This window comes from Sinorhizobium terangae (assembly GCF_009601505.1).
Classification (GTDB): domain Bacteria; phylum Pseudomonadota; class Alphaproteobacteria; order Rhizobiales; family Rhizobiaceae; genus Sinorhizobium; species Sinorhizobium terangae.
The window spans coordinates 101,345-122,521 of record NZ_WITC01000026.1; the positions used below are offsets into that span (position 1 = coordinate 101,345).

Consider the following 21,177-nt stretch of genomic DNA (forward strand, 5'->3'; position numbering starts at 1 on the left):
AAAGGAGGTGCTTCGATGAGGTTCACACGGCGAAGCGTCCTTCAGGGACTTGCATTGGCTGCATCATTGCCGGCGATGGGTCACTCGTCGCACGCCGAGCCTGCCGGCGCGATCCGCAAGGTGATCCCGTCGAGTGGCGAGGAAATACCGGCGATCGGACTCGGAACCTGGATCACCTTCAACGTCGGCGATGATCCGCTGCTGAAGGACGAGTGCGCCGCCGTGATGGCTGCCTTCTTCGAGGGCGGCGGACGCATGATCGATTCCTCTCCCATGTACGGGTCCTCGCAACCGACCATCGGCTACGGTCTTAAGAAGCTCGGATATCCCGATCGCCTGTTTTCGGCCGAGAAGGTCTGGATTTCCGATCCGGCAAGCGGGGCGGAACAGATCGAAGCCTCTCGCGCCCATTGGGGCGTTGAGAAATTTGATCTCATGCAGGTCCACAATCTCGTTTCCTGGGAAGATCATCTGCCGATGCTGTTCGAGATGAAGGCAAAGGCGCAGCTGCGTTATGTCGGCATCAGCAGCTCGGAAGGACGCCGACATCGGGAAATCGAACGCATCATGGCGAGCGAGCCCATCGATTTCGTGCAGGTCACCTACAACATCCTCGATCGTGAGGCGGAGGAGCGCATCCTGCCCCTGGCGCGGGAGAAAGGCATCGCGGTCATCGTCAACCGACCGTTCCGCCAGGGCAGCTTGATCCGGCAGCTCGACGACGAACCCTTGCCCGAATGGGTTGGCGAGACCGGGGCGCGGAGTTGGGCGCAGTTCCTGCTCAAGTTCATCATCTCGCATCCGGCCGTCACCTGCGCCATACCGGCGACGACCCGCGTCGACCATGTGCGCGAGAATCTCGAAGCCGGCGGCGGCGTGCTGCCTGACGAGACGATGCGGCGGCGCATGGTCGACTATGTGGAGGCGTTGTGACCGCCGCCCTCCAGTGTCCCCGAACGGACGAGTCGTGAGGTCGATGGATGTCGGAATGGTGGACCTACACCCCTGCCGATTTCCTGATGTTTTCGCCACGCGTCTATGTTCGCCTCATCGAGCGCTACAATCAGGACTTCTGGCCGCTTCACCTCGTTTTCGTGGCCGGCATGCTGGCGATCATGGTTCTCGTGCTCAGGGAGGTGCGCTTGGCAAAGGTCGCGCTTCTGCCGACCTTGGCCGTGGCCTGGATCTTTTGCGGATGGCAGTTCCTCTGGCTTCGCTATGCAACCATAAACTGGGGCGCGAGCTATGCAGCGATGGCGTTCTTTGTTCAGGCGGGGCTCCTGGCACTTCTCAGCCTTGATCCGAACCATTGCGTCGCCGTGAGCCGATGGCGCCGCTACGGCGGGTCGGTTCTTGCCCTGTTCGCGCTCCTGGTTCACCCGCTTCTCGCCCCGTTGTCGACGCGTTCGCTGGCCGCCGCCGAAATCTTCGGCATGATGCCCGATCCGACCGCGATCTCGACGCTTGGCGCGGTGCTGGCGATCAGAGGACGACGTCTCTTGCTGCTTCTGCCGATCCCGCTCCTGTGGTGCGGGTTCAGCAGCCTGACCCTCACGGCGATGGAGGATCGCGGCGCAATCGTCCCGATTGCCTCCATCGTCCTTGTCTCAGTTTTGCTGCTGATCCCTGACCGATGCCGAACCTCGCCCAAAGAGCGATGAGAAAACCTTTTTCCTGTTGACAGACCGCGTGAGAAAAGGTTTTCTCTAGCTTAACTACGGGAGGGTGCTGCACTGGACAATCCGGCCAACAGACGCGTGACCATTCATGACGTGGCTGCGGCAGCAGGCGTCAGTATTTCAACGGCTTCGAAGGCGCTGAACAATACTGGCCGCATGGGCCCCGAAACGCGCGAGAGGGTGAAGCGGATCGCGGGCGAAATCGGCTTCAGGCCGAACGCGCTTGCGCGCGGATTGCTCAGCAAGCGCAGCTTCACGATCGGGCTCCTGACGAACGACACCTACGGCCGTTTTACCTTGCCGGTCATGGCGGGAATTTCGGAAGCATTGGTCGATCACGGTGTCTCGGTATTCCTGTGCGCCATCGAAGACGATCCGGCGCTGGGGCAGATCCATGTCCAGGCCATGCTCGACAAGCAGGTCGACGGCATCATCGCCTCCGGCAAGCGCCTGGACCGACGTTTGCCGGTCGATCTGTCGAGCCTGCCGGTCCCGGTCGTCTATGCCTTTACCGAAGGAACCGAAAACAGCGTGACGCTGCGCTCGGATGATGCGCAGGGCGCGCGTCTTGCGGTCGAATGGCTGGCAAAGCTCGGACGCCGCCGGATCGCGCATATCACCGGGCCGGAGGATTTCTTCTCGGTCCGGGAGCGCGCCAGCGCCTACCGGGACGTTGCCGGCGATGTCGAGCCCGTCCTTTACGGCATCTGGGCGGAAAGCTGGGGTCATGAGGCCGTCGGGTCGATCTGGGCTCGGCCCGGCGAAAAGCCGGATGCCATCTTCTGCGGCAACGACCAGATCGCCCGTGGCGTGGTGGACGCCTTGCGCGAGCGCGGCGTCAGGGTCCCGGAAGATGTGTCGGTGGTCGGCTTCGACAACTGGGAGATCGTCGCGGCACAAACCAGACCGCCGCTGACGTCCGTCGACATGGATTTGAAAGAGCTTGGCCGCGAGGCCGGCCTGACCGTGCTCGCGCTCGCAGAGGGGCACCGCGTCGAGCCGGGCGTGAGGAAATTGCCGTGCCGGTTGGTTGTCCGGCAATCGTGCGGGGGCGTGAGCCCCACGGAATAACGAAACGGCGCGAGGAGGCGCCACAACGGGAGGAGTGCCATGATCAAGCGTCTATTGGCAGCAACGAGCATCATTACCTTGTGTCTGGCGTCCGGCGCGTCGGCCGCCGAGAAGATCGAAATGTGGGTTCGTTCCGGCATCGGCGAATCCTTCAAGAAGGTCGTCGAGGCCTACAATGCCAGCCACGAGAACCAGGTCGCCATGACGGAGGTGCCGTTCTCCGAACTGGTGCAGAAATATGCGACCGCGATCGCGGGCGGGCAGGCCCCCGACGCGCTTTCGCTCGACCTCATCTACACTCCGGCCTTTGCCGCCGCCGGCCAGCTCGAGGACCTGACCGATTGGGCGAAGGCCCTGCCCTACTTCAATTCGCTCTCACCGTCGCACGTCAAGCTCGGTACCTACCAGGACCGCATCTACGGCCTGCCGCTTTCGGTCGAGACTTCGATCTTTGCCTGGAACAAGGACCTCTACAAGAGAGCCGGCCTCGACCCGGAAAAGGCGCCGACCAGTTGGGAGGAGATAGAAGCCAATGCCGAAAAGATCCGCGCGCTCGGTGACGATATCTATGGCTTCTACTTCTCCGGCGGCGGCTGCGGCGGCTGCATGATCTTCACCTTCACCCCGCTCGTCTGGGGTTCGGGTGCCGACATTCTCTCTGCCGACGGCAAGACGGCGACGCTCGATACCCCGGAAATGCGTAAAGCCGTCGATATCTATCGCTCTATGGTCAAGAAGGACCTGGTGCCGGCGAGTTCGGCCAGCGACAACGGCGTAAACTTTCTGACTTTCACGAACGGCAAGATCGGCCAGCAAAGCATCGGTGCCTTTGCCATCGGCACGCTGGTGACCGAAAACCCCGACATCAACTTCGGCGTGACGCTGATTCCCGGCGTCAACGGCGGAACCTCGTCCTTTGCCGGCGGCGATAACTTCGTCATCACCAAGGGCACGAAGAAGATCGACGCAGTGAAGGAATTCCTCGAATACACCTATTCGATGGACGGCCAGAAGGTGATGGCGAAATACGGCAGCCTGCCGACCCGCGGCGATATCGCCGACAAGGTGCTTGAGGGTCTCGATCCGCGCATGCAGGTGGGAATCAAGGCGATCGAAGTCGCCAAGACACCCTACACGCTGCAATTCAACGATCTGATCAACAGCGCCAACGGCCCTTGGGCGACGTTCACCAATGCGGCAATCTATGGCGACGATGTCGACGGGGCATTCTCGAACGCCCAGTCGGAAATGCAGTCGATCATCGATACTGGCCAGTGATTGCAGGCTAGAACCGGGGCCGAAGGCAATCCTCCGGCCCCTCTCTTGAACAGGCGGAGAATCGCGATGGCCGGCCCTGGCCCAGGAAAAGCATTGCCCGTGCGCAGGAGACGGCGCCGCTCGCAGTGGCGCGGGCTTCTTTATATCGCCCCGGCGATGGCCCTCGTCATCGTCTTCTTCGTCATGCCGGTGCTGTTTACCGGGTGGATGAGCCTGCACAACTGGCCGCTGCTCGGTTCGCCGCGCTGGATCGGCTTCAACAACTATTTCCGCATGGCGAACGACGCGCGCTTCGTCTCGGCGCTGCGCTTCACCACCTACTACACCGTGATCGTGACGATCGCGATCTTCGCCGTCGCCTTCCCGCTGGCGATCTTCGTCGAGAAACACCGTCGCTTCGTCGGCGCCTACCGCACCATCATCTTCCTGCCTGTCGTCGTCGGTCTCGCGTCGGCGTCGTTGCTCTGGGTTTGGCTCGCGAATGTCGACAGCGGCTTCATTGGTCCTGCCCTGAAGGCGCTCGGGCTCGTTGAAAAGAGTCCCAATCTGCTTGCGACTTTCGATAGCGCCTTCTTCACGATCATCGTCATGGTCGTCTGGAAGATCGCCGGCTTCACGATGATCATCCTGCTCACGGGCCTACAAGCGATTCCATCAGAACTGACCGAAGCCGCCCGCATCGACGGCGCCGGTCGGTGGCAGCGGTTCCGTTATCTCACCTTGCCATTGATGCGCCGGACGATTGCGCTGGCGCTGATCATTTCGGTGACAGGCTCGATTCTCGCCTTCGACCAGTTCTACATCATGACGAGCGGCGGGCCGCAAAACCGCATGATCTCCGTTGTCTACTACATCTTCAACCAGTCCTTCGTGTCCTTCAATCTCGGCTACGGCGCGGCTCTCTCGATCGCGCTCCTGGCTATCCTCGTGGTTATCAGCGTCGTGCAATTGCGGCTGCTTCGCGTCGGGGAGGATCGTCCTTGACCTTTTCCAAGATGAACCCCTCCATGAGCCTCTCCAGCCGGCGCCGGGCGCGCAAGGCGTTCCAGGCAGAATCCACCTATCACGCAACGGGTGTGGCGATCGCGCTCTTCTTCCTGGCGCCCTTCGCCATCACCCTGCTCGCGTCGTTCCGACACGGAACGGAGGCCCGTCTGCCGCCATTGCCGCCGTGGCCGGCGAACGGCATCAGCCTCGACTCCTATCGCTCGCTCGACACCTTCGGCGCCGGTGTCTGGCAGCACACGTTCAATTCACTGCTCGTGTCGCTCGCAACCGTCGCCTTGACCGTCGCCGTCAGCGTCCTCGCCGGCTACGGCTTCTCGCGCTACCGCTTTCCGTTGAAGAACGTGCTGTTCGTCTTGATCATCGCCACGCTGATGATCCCGTTTCAGTCGATCCTCACGCCGCTCTTCATCATCCTCGCCAGGCTCGGGCTCAACAATTCGCTGTTCGGGCTGACGCTCGTCTATGTGACGCTGCAGCTTCCCTTCTCGGTCTTCATGATGCGCAATGCCTTCGATGCGGTGCCGAAGGAGATCGAGGAGGCGGCCCGTATCGATGGTGCCCGCGACCTCAAGCTGCTCTTTCGGGTGCTGATGCCGCTGGTGCTGCCGGGCATCGCGACCGTCGCGATCTTCGCTTTCCTCAATGCCTGGAACGAATTCCTGGCAGCCCTCGTGCTCTTGTCGAGCAACGAGAAATATACGCTCCCGGTGCTGATGATGGCGGTGCGCGCCGGTCGTCTCGGCGCCGTCAACTGGGGCGCGGTTCAGGCCGGCGTCGCCGTCATGACCCTGCCCTGCCTCGTCGTCTTCCTGCTTCTGCAACGCTACTACATGCGCGGGCTGATGGCCGGCGCCGTCAAATGAACTCCAGCAAACGGATGAAGTCATGAACAAACCTCGACACGATCGCCAGTTCCGCCCCCTCCCTGTTCCGAGCGTTGAAGTGCACGGGCTTTTCGGCGATCGCCAGGACGCGATCTGCGAATCCACCGCCGAAGTCCTGCTCGACCGCTGCGTCGAGGCTGGGATGCTCAGGGCGATCGACGTCGACCAGCCGAGCCCCGGCATCGTCATCCCGCTGCAGGCCTGGTCGGGCTCGACGCAGATGTTCTGGGACAGTGACCTCGGAAAATCGATCGAGACGATTGCCTATTCGCTCTACCGCAAGCCCAACGCCAGGCTCGAGGCACGGGTCGATGCGATCGTCGACATGTATGAAAAGCTGCAGGACAAGGACGGTTACCTGAACGCCTGGTTCCAGAGGGTGCAGCCCGGCCGGCGCTGGACCAATCTTCGCGATCATCACGAGCTCTACTGTGCCGGTCACCTGATCGAGGGAGCCGTCGCCTATTATCAGGCTACGGGAAAGCGCAAGCTGCTCGACGTCATGTGCCGCTTTGCTGACTATATGATCAAGGTCTTCGGCCATGGCGAAGGGCAGTTGCCGGGCTACTGCGGCCATGAAGAAATCGAGCTCGCGCTCGTAAAGCTTGCCCGCGTCACGGGCGAGAAGAAATATCTCGATCTCGCCAAGTTCTTCATCGACGAGCGCGGCAGAGAGCCTCATTTCTTCACCGAGGAAGCGATCCGCGACGGCCGCGATCCGAGGCAGTTCATCCAGAAGACCTACGAATACAATCAGGCGCATCTGCCGGTCAGAGAGCAGAAGAAGGTCGTCGGCCATGCCGTGCGCGCCATGTATCTCTACTCCGGCATGGCGGACATCGCGACCGAATACAACGACGACACCCTCACCTCGGCGCTCGAAACCCTTTGGGACGACCTGACGACCAAGCAGATGTATGTCACCGGCGGCATCGGGCCGGCGGCTTCGAACGAAGGCTTCACGGAGTATTACGACCTTCCGAACGAGAGCGCCTATGCAGAGACCTGCGCCTCAGTCGGTCTCGTCTTCTGGGCAAGCCGTATGCTCGGACGCGGCCCGAACAGGCGCTATGCGGACATCATGGAGCAAGCGCTCTACAATGGCGCCATGGCCGGTCTTTCGCTCGACGGGAAGACATTCTTCTACGAGAACCCGCTTGAAAGCGCGGGCAAGCATCATCGCTGGGTCTGGCACCATTGCCCCTGCTGCCCGCCGAACATCTCGCGGCTGCTCGCCTCCATTGGCTCCTACATGTACGCCGTGGCAGACGACGAAATCGCCATCCATCTTTACGGCGAGAGCAAGGGCCACTTCGAAATCGGCGGAAAGAAGGTCGAGCTTGCGCAGAAGACCCGTTATCCCTGGGAGGGGGCAATCCGCTTCGACGTCACGACGCAGGATCCGGCGCGGTTCTCGCTGTCGCTGCGCATTCCCGAATGGGCGGAAGGCGCAGCGTTGAAACTGAACGGCGAGGCGATCGATCTTTCGGAGGTAACGATCGACGGCTACGCTCGCATCGAGCGCGAATGGCGAAGCGGCGACCGCGTGGAGCTCGATATCCCGCTGACGCCGCGCACGCTCTGGGCCAATCCGCAGGTGCGGCAGGACACTGGCCGCGTCGCGCTCATGCGCGGTCCGCTCGTCTATTGCGCAGAGGCAACCGACAACGGCGCGGGCTTGAACGGGATCGTGCTTGGTTCCGATGTCTCGAAGGCAAAGACTGCAGAAATCGCTGAGCTGCGCGGGGCAGTCGCACTCGACATTCCCGTCGCCCGCGACAACGCGGATGACTGGGGACCCACGCTCTATCGCACGACGCCGCCGAAGGTGAACCAGGCGACCGCCCGCTTCGTTCCCTACCATCTATGGGACAACCGCACACCCGGCGAAATGCTCGTCTGGCTGCGCGCCGGTGAAGTCGGGCGGTGATGGCATGAATGAAACCGGAGTTGTATTGACGGATATTCGCAAGAACTTCGGCAGCGTGGAGGTCATCCATGGCATCGACCTCAGGATTGCCGAAGGCTCTTTCGTCGTCTTCGTCGGCCCGTCCGGCTGCGGCAAGTCGACGTTGCTGCGCATGATTGCGGGCCTCGAGGAGGTCACCGATGGCGAGATCGAGATCAAGGGGCGCAACGTCACCGATCTCGATCCCTCCGACCGCGGCATCGCCATGGTCTTTCAATCCTATGCCCTCTACCCGCACATGAGTGTGCGCGAAAATCTCGCCTTCGGCCTCAAGATGGCGCGCACCGAAACGGTGGAGATCGATGCGCGCGTGAAAGCCGCCTCCGCAATCCTGAAGATCGACCACCTGCTCGACCGTCGCCCAGGCCAGCTTTCTGGCGGCCAGCGCCAGCGCGTCGCGATCGGACGGGCGATCGTGCGCAAACCCGATGTCTTTCTGTTCGATGAACCGCTTTCCAACCTCGATGCGGAGTTGCGCGTTTCGATGCGCATCGAGATCGCCAGACTTCATCGCGAGCTCGGCAATACGATGATCTATGTCACCCACGATCAGACCGAGGCGATGACGCTCGCCGACAAGATCGTCGTGTTGCGTGACGGCCGCATCGAGCAGGCAGGAACGCCGCGCGAGGTCTACGAGAATCCCGCCAATATCTTCGTTGCGGGCTTCATCGGTTCGCCGCGTATGAACCTGCTCGACGCGGTCTGGTTGGGCAATGGACGCGTCCGCGTCGCGGGCAACGAGATGTCGGTGCCCGTCGCCGGCGAGGGTTTGCAGATCGGAGAAAAGGTTTCCTTTGGAGCGAGGCCGGAGCACCTTTTCGTGACCGACGGCGGACAGGAACACATTCCTGCAAAAGTCGATTTTGCCGAATATCTCGGCGGCACCCAGTATCTCTATTGCCAGCTTGCCGATGGCCAGCCGCTCATTGCCGAATATCGCTCGGGACCGGAAATCAATGCCGGCAGCACGATAGCCCTTTCGGTCGACGACAATCAGCGGCGGCTGTTCGCGGCGGACGGGCGGCGACTGAGCTGATCCGGGATACTGCTGGAGCGGCAGGCCGGTATCCAAGGCTTGCCGCCTCCCTCACCTTCCTCTTTCGCCGACGCGCGCCAAGACGAAGTCGTGCTCCACCTCCCAGAAGTCGCCTTCGAAGTCATATTCCTTCGCACGCACCGGGTCGTGCGTCCGCTTGAACTCAGCGAGCAGGCTTTCCTTCACGCCGAAGACCGCGTCGGAACTGATGTAGGGGTCGTCCGGATCGAAGATGTGCGTGATCAGTGTCTCGAAGCCACCGGCCTTGATGATGTAGTGCAGATGGGCCGGACGGTTGGGATGGCGGCCGAGATGGTCGAGCATCTGACCCACCGGCCCGTCGTTCGGGATCGGATAGTATTTCGGCTTCACCGCGCGAAACCAGTAGCGCCCGTCGAGCCCGGTCCGGAACACCCCGCGCAAGTTGAAGTCCGGCTGGATACCTTGCTGCTGGACGTCGTAGAAGCCCTCGTCGTTCGCCTGCCAGACATCGAGCACGGCGTCGGCGATCGGGTTGCCGCTGGTATCGAGAATCCGCCCCTGGATGAACAGGTCCTCGCCCTTTTGGTCGAGGCAGATATTGGCGCCCATCTCAAGTTCCGGAGCTCCCTTGACGTGGAAGGGGCCGAGCACGGTGCTTTCGGAGGCGCCGGAAGGCTTGCGGTTGTTGATGGCGTCCACGAGCATCGAGACGCCGAGCGTGTCCGACAGCAGGATGAACTCCTGCCGCCACTCGTTGCACATCTGCCCCGTTCTGGTCAGGAACAGGATCGCTTGCAGCCACTCCTCCTGCGTCGGCTCGATTTCCTTCACGGCCTCGTGCAGCTTGCGGATGACGACTTCCATCACCTGCTTCAGCCGCGCGTCCTTGGCGTTCTTGTTGCGGCCGGTGACGACCTCGATGGAATTCTCTTCGGTGAAAAAACCTCGTTCATGCGCTTCCATAGTGGTCCTCACTTGTCGAGTATCGCCGTCATCACGCGATAGAGTTCGGCGACGGGATCCGCAGCGATGACGTCGCTGCGCCAACAGACGTGATGATCCGGGCGCACCAGTACGATGCCGCTGTCACGCACCTCGCGCGCGTTCGCCCAGTCGCCGGAAAAATCCTGCCAATGCTGGCGCGGCCCGATCACGTGGGCGGCGATCTCGATGCCGAGCTCGCGGCCGACCGCGCGGGCGGCCTCGATCCAGCCCTCCCCGCCGATGCCAGTCAGAACCGTGAATTTGCCGTGGCCGGTCAAATCCAGGGTCGAGGCCTTGGTCCCGTCGCCGGAGAAAACCCATGCATGCGGCAGCCGCGCCCCCGGCCATGTCGTCGGCTGATAATGCAGTTCCGCATCCTTGGTGAAGGCGGGCTCGGCCTGCCCATCGGTAACGATCGCATCGGAACGGTAACGCTGGTTCATCTCTACACCGTGAGCATCGAACTCATAGACCTTGTCGGCGATCGATTTGCGGATCGCTGCGCGCTGCTCTTCCGCGGCCGCTGTGTTGTTACAGCGGGCATCCATATTCTGCTGCATCTTCACCGGGTCAATGGAGTCAAGCAGGCCGAGCGCCTTGAAGATCGGGCCGAATTCCTCGATCGACTTGTTGGCCCGGGTGACGATCTGCTTGGCAACCGGCGCACGCTCTGCGCAGTAGCTGTCGAGCAGCTTCGAGCCGGCCTTGCCCTTGAGCACGAAGGCAAGCTTCCAGGCAAGATTGAATGCATCCTGAATGGACGTGTTGGAGCCAAGCCCGTTCGAGGGCGGATGGCGATGGGCCGCATCCCCCATGCAGAATACGCGGCCGTTGGACATGGTCGTCGCATACATGTTGTTGACCGTCCAAGTGGAGACCTGTTTGATCCGCGGCTCCAGATCCGGTACCCCGACAAGATCGCGCACCACCTTCTTGGCATGCGCCTCGTCTACCTCCGGCGGCGGCTGGTTGATGTCGTAGCCCCAGACGATCAGCCATTCGTGCCAGGGCCGAACCATGCGCACGAGACCCATGCCGATGCCGCCGACATCGGCGCCCGGCTGAAGCACCCAATAGAGCACCGAAGGTCGATGCGCGACATAGCGCGAGAGATCGGCTTCGAACAGGATATTCATCGAACCCGCGACGCCCATCTTGCCCTCGAAGGTAAGCCCCGCATGCTCGGCGACCTTCGAATTGCCGCCATCGGCGCCGATCAGATATTTCGAGCGGATCGTGAACTCCTTGCCGGTCAAGCGGTCGACGCACGTGGTCGTGACGCCGTCGGCATCCTGCTGATGGCTTATGTATTCCGTAGACATCCGGGCCTGCGTGCCACGTGAGCAGGCGGTCTTGAACAGGAGCGGCTCCATGAAGGTCTGCGGCAGGTCGTTCATGTGGCTTGGGGAGGACAGCTGGTGCTCGGCGCGGCTCAGCGGGTGTTTGCCCCAGCTCTTCATGCGGCCAATCTCTTCGCCTGCAAGGGAGGTGCAGAACACGTTCTCGCCCATCAGGTCCTGCTCGGCGGCGAACATATAGGCCTCGTCCTCGACGTCACGGCCAAGATCGCGCAGCACCTCCATCGTGCGCTGGTTGGTGATATGCGCGCGTGGCGTATTGGCGAGCCACCGGTAGCGATTGATCACCACGTTTTCAATGCCATAGGTCGAAAGCAGCGCGGCCGTGGCCGATCCCGCAGGCCCGGTGCCGATGATGAGTACGTCCGTAGTGATGTCAGCCATGAGGCCCTCCCTTATGCGCTCGATTGAGTGATCCGCCCCGCAAAAGGCGGCGAACCGGAAAAAGCTGGATACCGGTGCGGTCCGAGAAGAGGCCCCAGAGACCGCGCGGCGCGAAAAGCATGACGAGAATGCCGATCAGGCCCAGCATCAGGAGATACCAGGAGCCGTAGCCGGCAAGGAGATTCTGCAGGAAAAAGAAGAGGATGACCCCGACGATCGGCCCCTCGACCGTGCCGATGCCGCCGATCACGACGATGAAGATCACATAGGCCGTCCAGTCGATCACCGAGAAGGCCGCGTCCGGCGAGATGCGCGCCTTCTGTACGTAGATCAGCGCGCCGGCGATGCCGGTCATGAACGAGGCGGCGAGATAGACGAGCGCCTTCATTCGTCGCGCATTCACGCCAACCGCCCGCGCCGCCTGCTCGTTGTCGCGCACCGCCGCCAGGCCAAGCCCCTGCTTGCTGCGCAACAGCCCGTAGACGAAGCCGATGGTCGACACCAACAGGATCAGCGCGATCCAATAGGTCAGCGCATCGCTGGACGCAGACGCCTTCATGCCGAAGACGTCGCGCATCAAACCGACACCGATCATCTCACGGGTCGCCTCTCGCGGCAGCGACGTTCCGGTCCCGCCACCGAGCGCCTTCCACTGCGCCAGCAAGAGACGAACGACCTCGGCGATCACCCAGGTCCCGATCGCGAAATACGGCCCCTGAAGCCGGAAGGTGAAGAAGGCGGTCGGGATCGCGAGCAGCATCGAAAGCACGCCTGCAGTCAAGATGGCAATGAGTGGATCAACACCGAACAGGATGACGCAGGCGAACATCGCATAGGCGCCGAAGCCGACGAAGGCCTGCTGGCCGACAGAAATCAACCCGGCGTAACCCGCGAGCAAATTCCAGTTCTGCGCGAGCACAAGCATCGTCAGGATGAAGAACAGATCCTGGACGACACCGCGCGATACGAGGAACGGGACCGCAAAGGCGAGCAGCAACGCGGCACCCGCTGCAAGAGCGAAGGCTGCCGACGTCTTGTTTCGGGTTTCGACCTGCCAGGATGGAATGACGAGCGACATCGATGCACCTCAATCCACGGCGCGCGGGAAAAGGCCGCGCGGTTTGAAAAGGAGAACCAGGAGAAAGGCGAGATGCCCGGTGAGGATCTGCCATTCGGGGTTGATTGCAGCGCCGACCGTCTGCGCGATTCCCAGAATGACGCCACCGGCAAGCGTGCCCCAGAGCGAGCCAAGTCCGCCGATGATGACAGCCTCGAAGGCGTAGATCAGCCGCGCCGGTCCTGACGTCGGTTCGAAATTGGCGCGCGTGCCGAGATAAAGGGCTGCAATAGTCACGACCACCATCGCCAGGCCGGTTGCAAGCGCGAACATCCTTTGCGGGCGGATGCCCATCAGGCCTGCAGTTACCGGATCGTCCGAGGTGGCGCGAAAGGCGCGGCCGACGGCAGTGCGATAGATCAGCTGGTTGAGGCAGACGATAACGGCAACCGCAGAAAGAAAGGTCATCAGCGGCATGATGCCGGCATTGACGGGGCCAAGCGCGATCGATGCCGATTCGAGGCTGCCCGCAGAGACGCGGCGGCTATCGGCGGAAAAACCTTCGAGCAGTCCATTCTGGATCACGATCGACAGGCCGAAGGTCACGAGCAATGGCGGCAGGATGTCCTTGCCGAGCGCGCGATTGAGCAGGAAATATTGCAGCGCCCAACCGGCAGCAAACATCAGCGGGGCAGCAATGAGCGCGGCGACGAAGGGGCTGACGCCGAGCGCGGTGACAAGCGCAAGAATGACGAAAGCGGCGAGCACGATCAGGTCGCCATGGGCGAGGTTCACAAGCCGCATGATGCCGAAGACGAGGCTCAAGCCGGCAGCGAAAAGCGCGTAGAGCCCGCCGAGCAGCACTCCTTGAAGGATGGTATCAAGCCAGCTCATGGCGCTCCGCTCCGAAGTAAGCCTTGTGGATCTCATCATGGCCAAGCTCCGACGCGCGGCCGGAGAGCGTGATCCGTCCCTCCATCATGCAGTAGACGCGGCCAGCAACTTTCAGCGCCTGGCCGATGTCCTGCTCGACGATGACTATGGAGGCGCCGCTTGCGCGAATGCGCGGAAAGGCGGCATAGATAGCGCGCACGACTGCCGGCGCGAGACCGAGGCTGATCTCGTCGCAAAGCAGCACGCTCGGATTCGACATGAGCGCCCGACAGATCGCCACCATTTGTTGCTGGCCGCCGGAGAGGGCCATCGCCGGGCTCTTGCGCCGCTCTTTCAGAACCGGAAAGAGCGCATAGAGGCTGTCCAGCGTCCACTCGCCCTGCGCCCTGCGGCCGTATGCGCCGACAAGCAGATTTTCCTCGACGGTCAGCGACGGAAAGAGCTTGCGCCCTTCGGGCACCATGGCGATGCCGCGGGCAAGAACGTCGGGCGCCGGCAAGGCGCCGATCGGCGCATCGTTATGGAGAATTGAACCCGGGTCATTGGCAAGGACACCGGATATCGAACGCATCAACGTCGTCTTGCCGGCGCCGTTCGCGCCGATAATGGCGATCGTCTCGCCGGCATCGACGGTGATGTCGACGCCAAAAAGCGCCTGGAAATCGCCGTAGAAGGCCTTGAGCCCCTTGGTTTCGATCAACGCCATCAGATCTCGATCCCCAGGTAGATTTCGCGCACCTCGCGCGAGGCCATGATTTCATCCGGCTTGCCGATGCCGATCACCCTGCCGAAATGCAGCACCAGCAGGCGCTCGACGACGGAGTTCAGCGCATGCAGCACATGTTCGATCCAGATCACCGCGACGCCTTTGGCATGGATGGAGCGGATGGTGGCGACCAGCGAGCGGCATTCGCCTTCGGTCAACCCGCCGGCGATCTCGTCGAGAAGCAGGAGCTTCGGTTCGGTGGCGAGCGCTCGGGCGAGTTCCAGCCGCTTGCGCTGCAAGAGCGTCAAGCCGCCTGCCAGGGCGTTGGCCTTGTCGATCAACCCGGTGTCGACAAGGATTTCCGCGCAGCGGTCGGAAACTTCCGCTTCCCGTCGCCGCGTGCCGAAGGAACCGGCGACAAGCAGGTTTTCGAAAACGGTCAGTTGCTCGAACGGCTGCGGTATCTGGAATGTCCGCCCCATTCCCGAGAGGCAGCGCGCCATCGGCGGCAGACGGGTCACGTCCGCCCCACAGAAATGGATCGTTCCGCTGTCCGGTGCGATGTTGCCGGTGATGAGGTTGAAGAGCGTCGATTTTCCCGCGCCGTTCGGCCCGATTATCCCCAGCGCTTCCCCCTCGCCGACCGCAAGGGAGATCTGCTCGGCGACCGTCAAAGCGCCGAACTTCTTCGACACCTCTTCCAGTTTGAGAATGGCCATTCACGTTCCTCCCGTGAACAAGTACCCTCCCGCCGTCCCACGCGGCGGCAGGGCGTTATTCCGTGTCGATCGATATCGATTCAAAAGGGTCAGCGGCTTCGGATCAGGCGATCGGCTCCATCTTGCCGCCGACGGGAATGTTCGGAGCGGTCTTGTTGTCCGTGATCACAAGATCGTAGCCGCCGCCGTCCTTGAGCCGCCACTGGCCGCCGACGAGCGGCGTCTTGGCAACGTTCTTCGCCGCGAAGGGCGGCAGGTCTTTTCCGTCCCAGGCGATCGGTCCGACAAGGGTGTCGAGTCTCGTGGCGGCTATCGCTTCGGCGACCGCGTCGCCGTCGCTCGGGTCGGCCGCGCGCTTCATTACGTCGACTGCCAGCTCGAAAAGCGCATGGGCGAAGCCGATCGGCTGCGTCCAGGGCCGGTTCGTCGCCTTGGTAAAACTTGCGGCGACCTCGGCCGAACTCTCGCCGGTCAACGACGATTTGAACGGATGACTGGGTGTCCACCAGACTTCCGACGAAAGATTGTGTCCGGCGTTGCCGAGCGCTTCGACCGCCTGCGGGAACAGGAGCGCCTTGCCGATCGAGGCGATCTTCGGCGCGAAACCCTGCTGCTTGGCCTGGTTCCAGAAGGTCGTGAAATCCGGCGGGATGACGACGCCGGTGACGATCTCGCACTGACCTGACTTGAAGGCGTTGATCTGCGCCGAGAAGTCGTCCGTCATGTTCTGGTAGCGGCCGGGGTCGGTGAGCGCGTAGCCCATCTTGTCCAGAACGGGCGGGAAGCCGACCGTCTTGTCGCCCCAGGCGTTGCCGTCGCCGTCATTCGGGAAAAGGCCGGCCACTTGCCTGTTGGTCTCGATTTGCGCCCACATGTTGGTGAAGACGGCAATGACGTCCTCGAGACCCCAGAAGAAGTGATAGGCATAGTCGAAAGGCTTCCAGGAAGCCGGGTCGCCCGGATTGCCTTGCTGGCCGATGAACCATGGCTGCCAGGGAGCAACCGTCGAAATGCAGGGCATTTCCTCCGCCTCGCAGGTGGTCGCGACCGGATTGGTCGTTTCCGGCGTGGAGGCCACCAGCACGAGGTTGACCTCGTCGGTAACGATCAGTTCCTTGGCAACTTCCGCCGCCCGGTTTGGATTCGACTGGCTGTCCTTGACGACGACCTCGTAGTTGAGGCCCACCGACTTGGTCGCCGCCAGGAAGCTGTCGATGACGAATTTGTCGGCTTCGCCGAAGGCGGCGAGCGGCCCGGTCTGCGGGCTGACATAGCCGAGCTTGATCGGCGCGTTCTGCGCGATCGCCGGCATCGCGAGGCCGGACGTGACGGCAAACGCCCCCGTCGCCGCCGTCGTCTTCAAAAAATCACGCCTGGTAAACATGCTTCCTCCTCCCATTTCCCTCTCCTCCCAAAGAGTGTTTCAGCGTGCCGGCCGATTGCCCTCCCAGGCATCCTGCAGCAGGTCACGGATGGATCGCCGATCGACCGGCCGCGGATTCCAATAGGGATTTTCCGTGGCGATCTCCGCGGCGCGATCGAGATCGGGCTCGCTCAAACCCAGGTCCTTCAGCGCCAGCGGCGCGCCGGCTTCCTTGGCGAAGTCCCAAAGGCCGCCGCCGACCGAGCCGCCAAAGATCTCTGCGACCGGAGCCAGCAGTTCCGGAACCGCGGTGGCGTTGTAGCCGGCGGTATGCGGCAGCATAATCGCGTGCGTTTCGGCATGCGGCGTATCGAAGGTGCCGCCGAGCGTGTGACAAATCTTGTGGTGCAGTGCCATGCCGACGGTGCCGAGCACCGCTCCGCAAAGCCAGGCGCCGTAAATCGCATCGGCCCGCACGCCGATGTTCCGGGGAGACTCGGCTATTTTCGGCAGGCTCGTCTTGAAGGCATGAAGGCCCTCGACTGCCATCAGGGTCGAGATCGGGTTTCGGTCCTGCGCGTAGAGCGCCTCGACCGCATGCGCCATCGCATTCAGGCCGCTGTTGATGCTCATGCCGAGCGGGAGCCCCAGCGTAAGCGCCGGGTCGTAGATCACGACTTCGGGCAGGATGCTCGGATGACGTACGGTGGTCTTGCGGCCGCCCTCGGTCTGGCCGAGGATCGGCGTCACCTCCGAGCCCGCATAGGTCGTGGGGATGACGATCTGCGGCAGGTCAATGCGATAGGCGATCGCCTTGCCGAGACCGGTGGTCGAGCCGCCGCCGAGTGAAACGACGCAATCGGCGCCGGTTCTCGCAACGACCTCCATCGCCTTTTCGGTCACGTCGACCGGCGTGTGCATGACGGCGCCCGCAAAGACCCCGGCAGAAAGCGGCCCAAGGCGTTTTGCCAGAACTTCGGCGTCGGCTTGCTGCTGCGACGTCGAGAGCACGAGCGCCTTCTTGCAGCCGATTTTCTCCACCCACTCGCCGGCCAGTGCACTTTTGCCTTCGCCGAAGATGATGTGGGCAGGGCTGCCGCTATAGACGAAATCGCGATTCATGTGTCCGCTCCTTGCCTCGCGCGCGCCATTACGAAGGTGAAGTCGAGCCGCCAGGCCGGCGCGCCCTTCCCTTCCAGCGGCTTGAACTCGCGAACGAGCGCTTCCTTGACCCCGAAGATCGCGTCCTCGCCGAGATGCGGATCGCCGGCGTCGTAGACATGAGTCGTGATCGTTTCGAAGCCGGGCGCCTTGACGATGAAGTGAAGGTGGGCGGGGCGACACAGGGGATAACCCGCCTGCCGCAAAAGCTTGCCGACCGGACCGTCATCCGGAACGCGATAGCCGGATGGCTTGACCGTCCGATACCGAAACGCCCCTTCCTCGTCCGTCCTGAAAATGCCGCGCAGGTTGAATTCCGGCTGAAGATCGGGCTGCTGGTTCTCGTAAAAACCTTCGGCATTGGCTTGCCAGGTGATGACTTCTGCGCCCGCGATCGGATGGCCATCCAGATCCCGGACGAATCCGAACACCTCGAGCCTTTCTCCAATGCCGTCCAAAGAAATGTTGCTGCCCGAGGGCAACTCGGGCGCATCGGCGCGAAAGAACGGTCCGCGAACCGTATTCGGCGTCGCGCCCCTCGGCCGACGCGAATTGATTTCCTCGACAAGGGCCGAGGCGCCGATGAGGTCGGAAAGCAGCACCCATTCCTGGCGGCGTTCGTCCGAGACATGCCCCACGTCAGTCAGGAAGGCTATGACATTGCGCCAATCCGCAGGTGTCGGCCGCAGCTCCTTGATGAGCTGATGAAGATGGGTGACGACCGCTGCCAATACCTGCGGCAACGGCTTGTCGTTCGATAGCGGAAGTCGTTGTGCGAAGATCTCGGACGAGTTGGCCTCGCTGAAATTCAACGCCAGTGGCCTCGACGACATACTCTCCTCCAAGACATCGGCTGGTAGGAGAAAGCTAATCCAGGACCGGGAATGCGTTGATGATTTTATTTCGACCTAGTATAACTGATTGTTATGAAGTTCGATGAACGCCATCTGATCCAGCTCGCCGCGGTCGTGAAGGCTGGCGGCGTGACCGAGGGGGCGGCCCTGCTCGGGCTGTCGCAGCCAGCGGTCTCCCGAACGCTTTCCATGCTGGAGAGACGCGTCGGCGAACCGCTCTTCATCAAGGGGCGCAGACCGCTACAGCCGACGCCGCTCGGGCGCGCTTTGGCCGACCATGGCCAGATCATGCTGTCGGCGTCACGCAAGGCATCCGATACGGTTGAGAGCTTCCGCGTCGGCCACAGCGGCGTCGTGCGCCTCGGAGGCACGCCCTTTTTCATGGACGGACTGATTGCCAGCATGATCGCGGAATTCCAGAATCTTTATCCCGATGTCCGCGTCGATCAGACCTACGGCTACTTTCCCGACCTTCGCGCGGCACTCAAGGCGGACCAGATCGATCTCGCCATCTGCCCCATCGATATTCTCGACGAAGGATCGGGGCTCGAGTTCCAACAGATATTGCCGGGGCGCAACGTGGTCGCATGCCGGGTGACGCATCCGCTGTTGATGAAGCGGAAGCCGCAACCGGCCCACTTGCTCGAGTTTCCATGGATCGCGCCGCCGCCCGGCAGCCCGCTGCTTGCCGACCTGCGCAGCATGCTTCTCTCGTTCGGTGCGACCGAGATCAAGATTCGCTATTCAGGCGGTTCATTGATGAGCGTCGTCAACTACATGAAGGCGGCGGACGCGCTGACGATCCTGCCCCACAGCGTCGTCTTTGCGCTGAGGAACCAGAAATCCATTACTGCGCTGCCGATCTCAATCCCGCATCCAGAGCGGGCACTCGGACTGCTCAAACGCTCGGACGCCCCGCGCACGCCGGCCGTGGACCAGTTCGCCCGGCACGTGCGCACCGGATTCGAAAACCTCAAGCATCTCATCAAGCGTCATGAGCAATCCGTCATTTGGGGTGCATGATGGTTACCTCTCAACGGCAGAGACCCGGGACAAGAATCCGGCCCGGGCAAAAAATGCATTCACGCGAAGAACGGCAAAGGTTATAGCGGTCCCAAGTTGACGAACAGATTGGACCTCTCCATGACCGACACTGTTATCGATCGCTTCCTCCGTTACGTGGTCATCGACACCCAATCGGATCCCAAGTCGACGACGCAGCCATCCACCGAAAAGCAGAAGAATCTTGCCCGGATATTGGTCGAGGAATTGCTGGCGATCGGGCTTGCCGATGCGCATCTCGATGAGCACGGCTACGTCTATGCCACGATCCCATCGAATGTCGACAAGCCGGTGCCCGTGATCTGCTTCTGCTCGCATATGGACACGGCGCCCGATTTCACCGGCACCAATGTCAAGCCGCAAGTCGTGCGAAACTACGCCGGCGGCGATATCCAGCTTTCAGGCGATCCGCAACAGGTCATCCGCGTCAGCGACAATCCCGAGCTCGGCAACCAGATCGGCAACGACATCATTACCACTGACGGCACGACGCTGCTCGGCGCCGACGACAAGGCCGGGCTCGCGGAGATCATGACGGCGGCGCAAGTCCTTGTTGACAATCCGGACATCAAGCACGGCACGATCAAGCTTCTCTTCACGCCTGACGAGGAAGTCGGCCGTGGCGTCGACAAGGTCGACCTGAAGAAGCTCGGAGCCGAGTTCGGCTATACCGTGGACGGCGAAACGGCTGGCCATATCGAGGACGAAACCTTCTCGGCCGACGGCGTCGAAATCACCATTCAGGGTGTCGCGATCCATCCAGGCTTCGCCAAGGGCAAGATGGAAAACGCCATCAAGATCGTCGGCGCCATCATCGACCGCTTGCCGAAGGACATTGCGCCAGAGGCGACGTCGGACCGAGACGGCTTCATCCATCCGATCGGCGTCACCGGCTCGATGGAAAAGGCCACGCTTGCCTTCATTGTCCGCGACTTCGATGAAGGCGGCCTTGCCGTCAAGGAAAAGATGCTCGAGGACATCGTGAAAGGCGTCATGGCGGAGTTTCCCCGTTCGAGTTACGCGTTCGAGGTGAAGGAGCAGTACCGCAACATGAAGGCGATCCTCGATCGCCATCCGCAGATCGTCGAGAATGCCGTGGAGGCAATCCGCCGCGCCGGCATGACACCGGTACGCGGCAGCATCCGCGGCGGCACCGACGGTTCGAGGCTCTCCTATATGGGCCTGCCTTGCGCCAACATCTTCGCCGGCGGCCATGCCTTCCATTCGCCGCTCGAATGGATCAGCCGGCAGGACATGGAGAAAAGCGTCGAGACGCTCGTCGAGCTGGCCAAGATCTGGGAAGAGCGCGCCTGACCCTTCCTGCATCTGCGCTGCCATGTGACGGGAGAAAGCAGCCGGCATCTCGGGCCGGCCGCTGATCGAGCTTTTTCACGTAGGCATCGCCAGCAGCACCGATGCCGGGGCATTGGTTCGGTTCGACAGCGCGCGCGCCTCGCCCGGCGCAAGCCGGCAGCTGTCGAGATAACCCAGCGTCACCGTCTCGTCCTGCGTCTCGATCGTTACCTCGCCGGCAAGGACGATGTAGATCTTCTCGACGGAGGCATCCTTCAGCGATGTGTGCGCCCCAGGGAGAAGGTGCGACAGACCGATCCAGATCGTATCGGTAGCGGTCGCTTCCTTCCCCTGAAGACGAAGGCAGCGCATATCGTAATGCTCTGCCGCCTCGTAGGGCTTCGCCTCCCGGTAGAGGGTTACCTGCATCCG

General features: G+C 62.1%; 20 protein-coding genes. 10 read left to right on the forward strand and 10 right to left on the reverse strand.

Annotated features, from left to right (window positions below; translation table 11 throughout):
• Positions 1-15: 15 nt before the first annotated feature.
• The 8 genes from GHK62_RS05315 (at position 16) to GHK62_RS05350 (ending at position 8,928) form a co-directional block, all read left to right on the forward strand.
• Positions 16-933 carry an aldo/keto reductase gene (locus GHK62_RS05315; RefSeq protein WP_153437276.1) on the forward strand — a complete coding sequence of 306 codons (918 nt, stop codon included), beginning with the start codon at positions 16-18 and terminating at the stop codon, positions 931-933.
• A gap of 47 nt (positions 934-980) precedes the next feature.
• A complete protein-coding gene (locus GHK62_RS05320) occupies positions 981-1,661 on the forward strand; it encodes a DUF6064 family protein (protein WP_153437277.1) in 681 nt (226 codons plus the stop codon).
• 111 nt (positions 1,662-1,772) lie between these two features.
• A complete protein-coding gene (locus GHK62_RS05325) occupies positions 1,773-2,750 on the forward strand; it encodes a LacI family DNA-binding transcriptional regulator (RefSeq protein ID WP_184108801.1) in 978 nt (325 codons plus the stop codon).
• Between the two features lie 39 nt (positions 2,751-2,789).
• Positions 2,790-4,028, forward strand: coding sequence for an ABC transporter substrate-binding protein (locus tag GHK62_RS05330; protein WP_153437279.1), 1,239 nt, complete (start codon positions 2,790-2,792; stop codon positions 4,026-4,028).
• A 66-nt stretch (positions 4,029-4,094) separates the two neighbouring features.
• Entirely contained in the window at positions 4,095-5,012 is a 918-nt protein-coding gene (locus GHK62_RS05335; RefSeq protein WP_153437280.1) for a carbohydrate ABC transporter permease, read from the forward strand.
• Between the two features lie 23 nt (positions 5,013-5,035).
• Complete coding sequence (locus tag GHK62_RS05340) at positions 5,036-5,899, forward strand: carbohydrate ABC transporter permease (RefSeq protein ID WP_153437322.1); 864 nt, start codon at positions 5,036-5,038, stop codon at positions 5,897-5,899.
• 22 nt (positions 5,900-5,921) lie between these two features.
• Entirely contained in the window at positions 5,922-7,850 is a 1,929-nt protein-coding gene (locus GHK62_RS05345; protein WP_153437281.1) for a glycoside hydrolase family 127 protein, read from the forward strand.
• A 4-nt stretch (positions 7,851-7,854) separates the two neighbouring features.
• Positions 7,855-8,928: an ABC transporter ATP-binding protein gene (locus tag GHK62_RS05350; RefSeq protein WP_153437282.1), complete on the forward strand. Its 1,074-nt coding sequence runs from the start codon at positions 7,855-7,857 to the stop codon at positions 8,926-8,928.
• Between the two features lie 51 nt (positions 8,929-8,979).
• Here GHK62_RS05350 and GHK62_RS05355 read toward each other — a convergent pair whose 3' ends face one another.
• The 9 genes from GHK62_RS05355 to GHK62_RS05395 all read right to left on the reverse strand — a co-directional run bounded on the left by GHK62_RS05355 (position 8,980) and on the right by GHK62_RS05395 (position 18,369).
• Positions 8,980-9,873 (reverse strand): intradiol ring-cleavage dioxygenase, encoded by an 894-nt coding sequence (locus GHK62_RS05355; RefSeq protein ID WP_153437283.1) that lies wholly within the window; start codon positions 9,871-9,873, stop codon positions 8,980-8,982.
• A gap of 8 nt (positions 9,874-9,881) precedes the next feature.
• Positions 9,882-11,636: an FAD-dependent oxidoreductase gene (locus tag GHK62_RS05360; RefSeq protein WP_153437284.1), complete on the reverse strand. Its 1,755-nt coding sequence runs from the start codon at positions 11,634-11,636 to the stop codon at positions 9,882-9,884.
• Positions 11,629-12,714: a branched-chain amino acid ABC transporter permease gene (locus GHK62_RS05365; RefSeq protein ID WP_153437285.1), complete on the reverse strand. Its 1,086-nt coding sequence runs from the start codon at positions 12,712-12,714 to the stop codon at positions 11,629-11,631. The genes GHK62_RS05360 and GHK62_RS05365 overlap by 8 nt, the downstream gene beginning before the upstream one ends.
• Positions 12,715-12,723: 9 nt before the next feature.
• Positions 12,724-13,587 (reverse strand): branched-chain amino acid ABC transporter permease, encoded by an 864-nt coding sequence (locus GHK62_RS05370; RefSeq protein WP_153437286.1) that lies wholly within the window; start codon positions 13,585-13,587, stop codon positions 12,724-12,726.
• Positions 13,574-14,293 (reverse strand): ABC transporter ATP-binding protein, encoded by a 720-nt coding sequence (locus GHK62_RS05375; protein ID WP_153437287.1) that lies wholly within the window; start codon positions 14,291-14,293, stop codon positions 13,574-13,576. The genes GHK62_RS05370 and GHK62_RS05375 overlap by 14 nt, the downstream gene beginning before the upstream one ends.
• Positions 14,293-15,012 (reverse strand): ABC transporter ATP-binding protein, encoded by a 720-nt coding sequence (locus GHK62_RS05380; RefSeq protein WP_153437288.1) that lies wholly within the window; start codon positions 15,010-15,012, stop codon positions 14,293-14,295. Before GHK62_RS05380 ends, GHK62_RS05375 begins: the two co-directional genes overlap by 1 nt.
• A 103-nt stretch (positions 15,013-15,115) precedes the next feature.
• Positions 15,116-16,396, reverse strand: coding sequence for an ABC transporter substrate-binding protein (locus GHK62_RS05385; protein WP_153437289.1), 1,281 nt, complete (start codon positions 16,394-16,396; stop codon positions 15,116-15,118).
• Between the two features lie 39 nt (positions 16,397-16,435).
• Positions 16,436-17,497, reverse strand: a complete 1,062-nt coding sequence (locus tag GHK62_RS05390) for a maleylacetate reductase (protein WP_153437290.1) — start codon at positions 17,495-17,497, stop codon at positions 16,436-16,438.
• Positions 17,494-18,369 carry a dioxygenase family protein gene (locus tag GHK62_RS05395; protein ID WP_153437291.1) on the reverse strand — a complete coding sequence of 292 codons (876 nt, stop codon included), beginning with the start codon at positions 18,367-18,369 and terminating at the stop codon, positions 17,494-17,496. Before GHK62_RS05395 ends, GHK62_RS05390 begins: the two co-directional genes overlap by 4 nt.
• A 93-nt stretch (positions 18,370-18,462) precedes the next feature.
• Between GHK62_RS05395 and GHK62_RS05400 the strand changes: the two genes are divergently transcribed.
• Positions 18,463-19,413 carry a LysR family transcriptional regulator gene (locus GHK62_RS05400; RefSeq protein ID WP_153437292.1) on the forward strand — a complete coding sequence of 317 codons (951 nt, stop codon included), beginning with the start codon at positions 18,463-18,465 and terminating at the stop codon, positions 19,411-19,413.
• Positions 19,414-19,533: 120 nt separating this feature from the next.
• The gene (gene pepT / locus GHK62_RS05405) at positions 19,534-20,766 is read left to right on the forward strand and encodes a peptidase T (protein ID WP_153437293.1); all 1,233 of its coding nucleotides are present in this window, start codon (positions 19,534-19,536) and stop codon (positions 20,764-20,766) included.
• A gap of 75 nt (positions 20,767-20,841) precedes the next feature.
• On the opposite strand, the gene GHK62_RS05410 is transcribed toward pepT, so the two are convergent.
• Entirely contained in the window at positions 20,842-21,174 is a 333-nt protein-coding gene (locus GHK62_RS05410) for a cupin domain-containing protein (RefSeq protein ID WP_153437294.1), read from the reverse strand.
• Positions 21,175-21,177 lie beyond the last annotated feature (3 nt).

Excerpts from the sequence above, each read along its gene's own strand:
- GHK62_RS05315 (WP_153437276.1), top strand. The coding sequence starts at position 16 with ATGAGGTTCACACGGCGAAGCGTCCTTCAGGGACTTGCATTGGCTGCA.
- GHK62_RS05320 (WP_153437277.1), top strand. The coding sequence starts at position 981 with ATGTCGGAATGGTGGACCTACACCCCTGCCGATTTCCTGATGTTTTCG.
- GHK62_RS05330 (WP_153437279.1), top strand. The coding sequence starts at position 2,790 with ATGATCAAGCGTCTATTGGCAGCAACGAGCATCATTACCTTGTGTCTG.
- GHK62_RS05335 (WP_153437280.1), top strand. The coding sequence starts at position 4,095 with ATGGCCGGCCCTGGCCCAGGAAAAGCATTGCCCGTGCGCAGGAGACGG.
- GHK62_RS05340 (WP_153437322.1), top strand. The coding sequence starts at position 5,036 with ATGAGCCTCTCCAGCCGGCGCCGGGCGCGCAAGGCGTTCCAGGCAGAA.
- GHK62_RS05345 (WP_153437281.1), top strand. The coding sequence starts at position 5,922 with ATGAACAAACCTCGACACGATCGCCAGTTCCGCCCCCTCCCTGTTCCG.
- GHK62_RS05350 (WP_153437282.1), top strand. The coding sequence starts at position 7,855 with ATGAATGAAACCGGAGTTGTATTGACGGATATTCGCAAGAACTTCGGC.
- GHK62_RS05355 (WP_153437283.1), bottom strand. The coding sequence starts at position 9,873 with ATGGAAGCGCATGAACGAGGTTTTTTCACCGAAGAGAATTCCATCGAG.
- GHK62_RS05360 (WP_153437284.1), bottom strand. The coding sequence starts at position 11,636 with ATGGCTGACATCACTACGGACGTACTCATCATCGGCACCGGGCCTGCG.
- GHK62_RS05365 (WP_153437285.1), bottom strand. The coding sequence starts at position 12,714 with ATGTCGCTCGTCATTCCATCCTGGCAGGTCGAAACCCGAAACAAGACG.
- GHK62_RS05370 (WP_153437286.1), bottom strand. The coding sequence starts at position 13,587 with ATGAGCTGGCTTGATACCATCCTTCAAGGAGTGCTGCTCGGCGGGCTC.
- GHK62_RS05375 (WP_153437287.1), bottom strand. The coding sequence starts at position 14,293 with ATGGCGTTGATCGAAACCAAGGGGCTCAAGGCCTTCTACGGCGATTTC.
- GHK62_RS05380 (WP_153437288.1), bottom strand. The coding sequence starts at position 15,012 with ATGGCCATTCTCAAACTGGAAGAGGTGTCGAAGAAGTTCGGCGCTTTG.
- GHK62_RS05385 (WP_153437289.1), bottom strand. The coding sequence starts at position 16,396 with ATGTTTACCAGGCGTGATTTTTTGAAGACGACGGCGGCGACGGGGGCG.
- GHK62_RS05390 (WP_153437290.1), bottom strand. The coding sequence starts at position 17,497 with ATGAATCGCGATTTCGTCTATAGCGGCAGCCCTGCCCACATCATCTTC.
- GHK62_RS05395 (WP_153437291.1), bottom strand. The coding sequence starts at position 18,369 with ATGTCGTCGAGGCCACTGGCGTTGAATTTCAGCGAGGCCAACTCGTCC.
- GHK62_RS05400 (WP_153437292.1), top strand. The coding sequence starts at position 18,463 with ATGAAGTTCGATGAACGCCATCTGATCCAGCTCGCCGCGGTCGTGAAG.
- pepT (WP_153437293.1), top strand. The coding sequence starts at position 19,534 with ATGACCGACACTGTTATCGATCGCTTCCTCCGTTACGTGGTCATCGAC.
- GHK62_RS05410 (WP_153437294.1), bottom strand. The coding sequence starts at position 21,174 with ATGCAGGTAACCCTCTACCGGGAGGCGAAGCCCTACGAGGCGGCAGAG.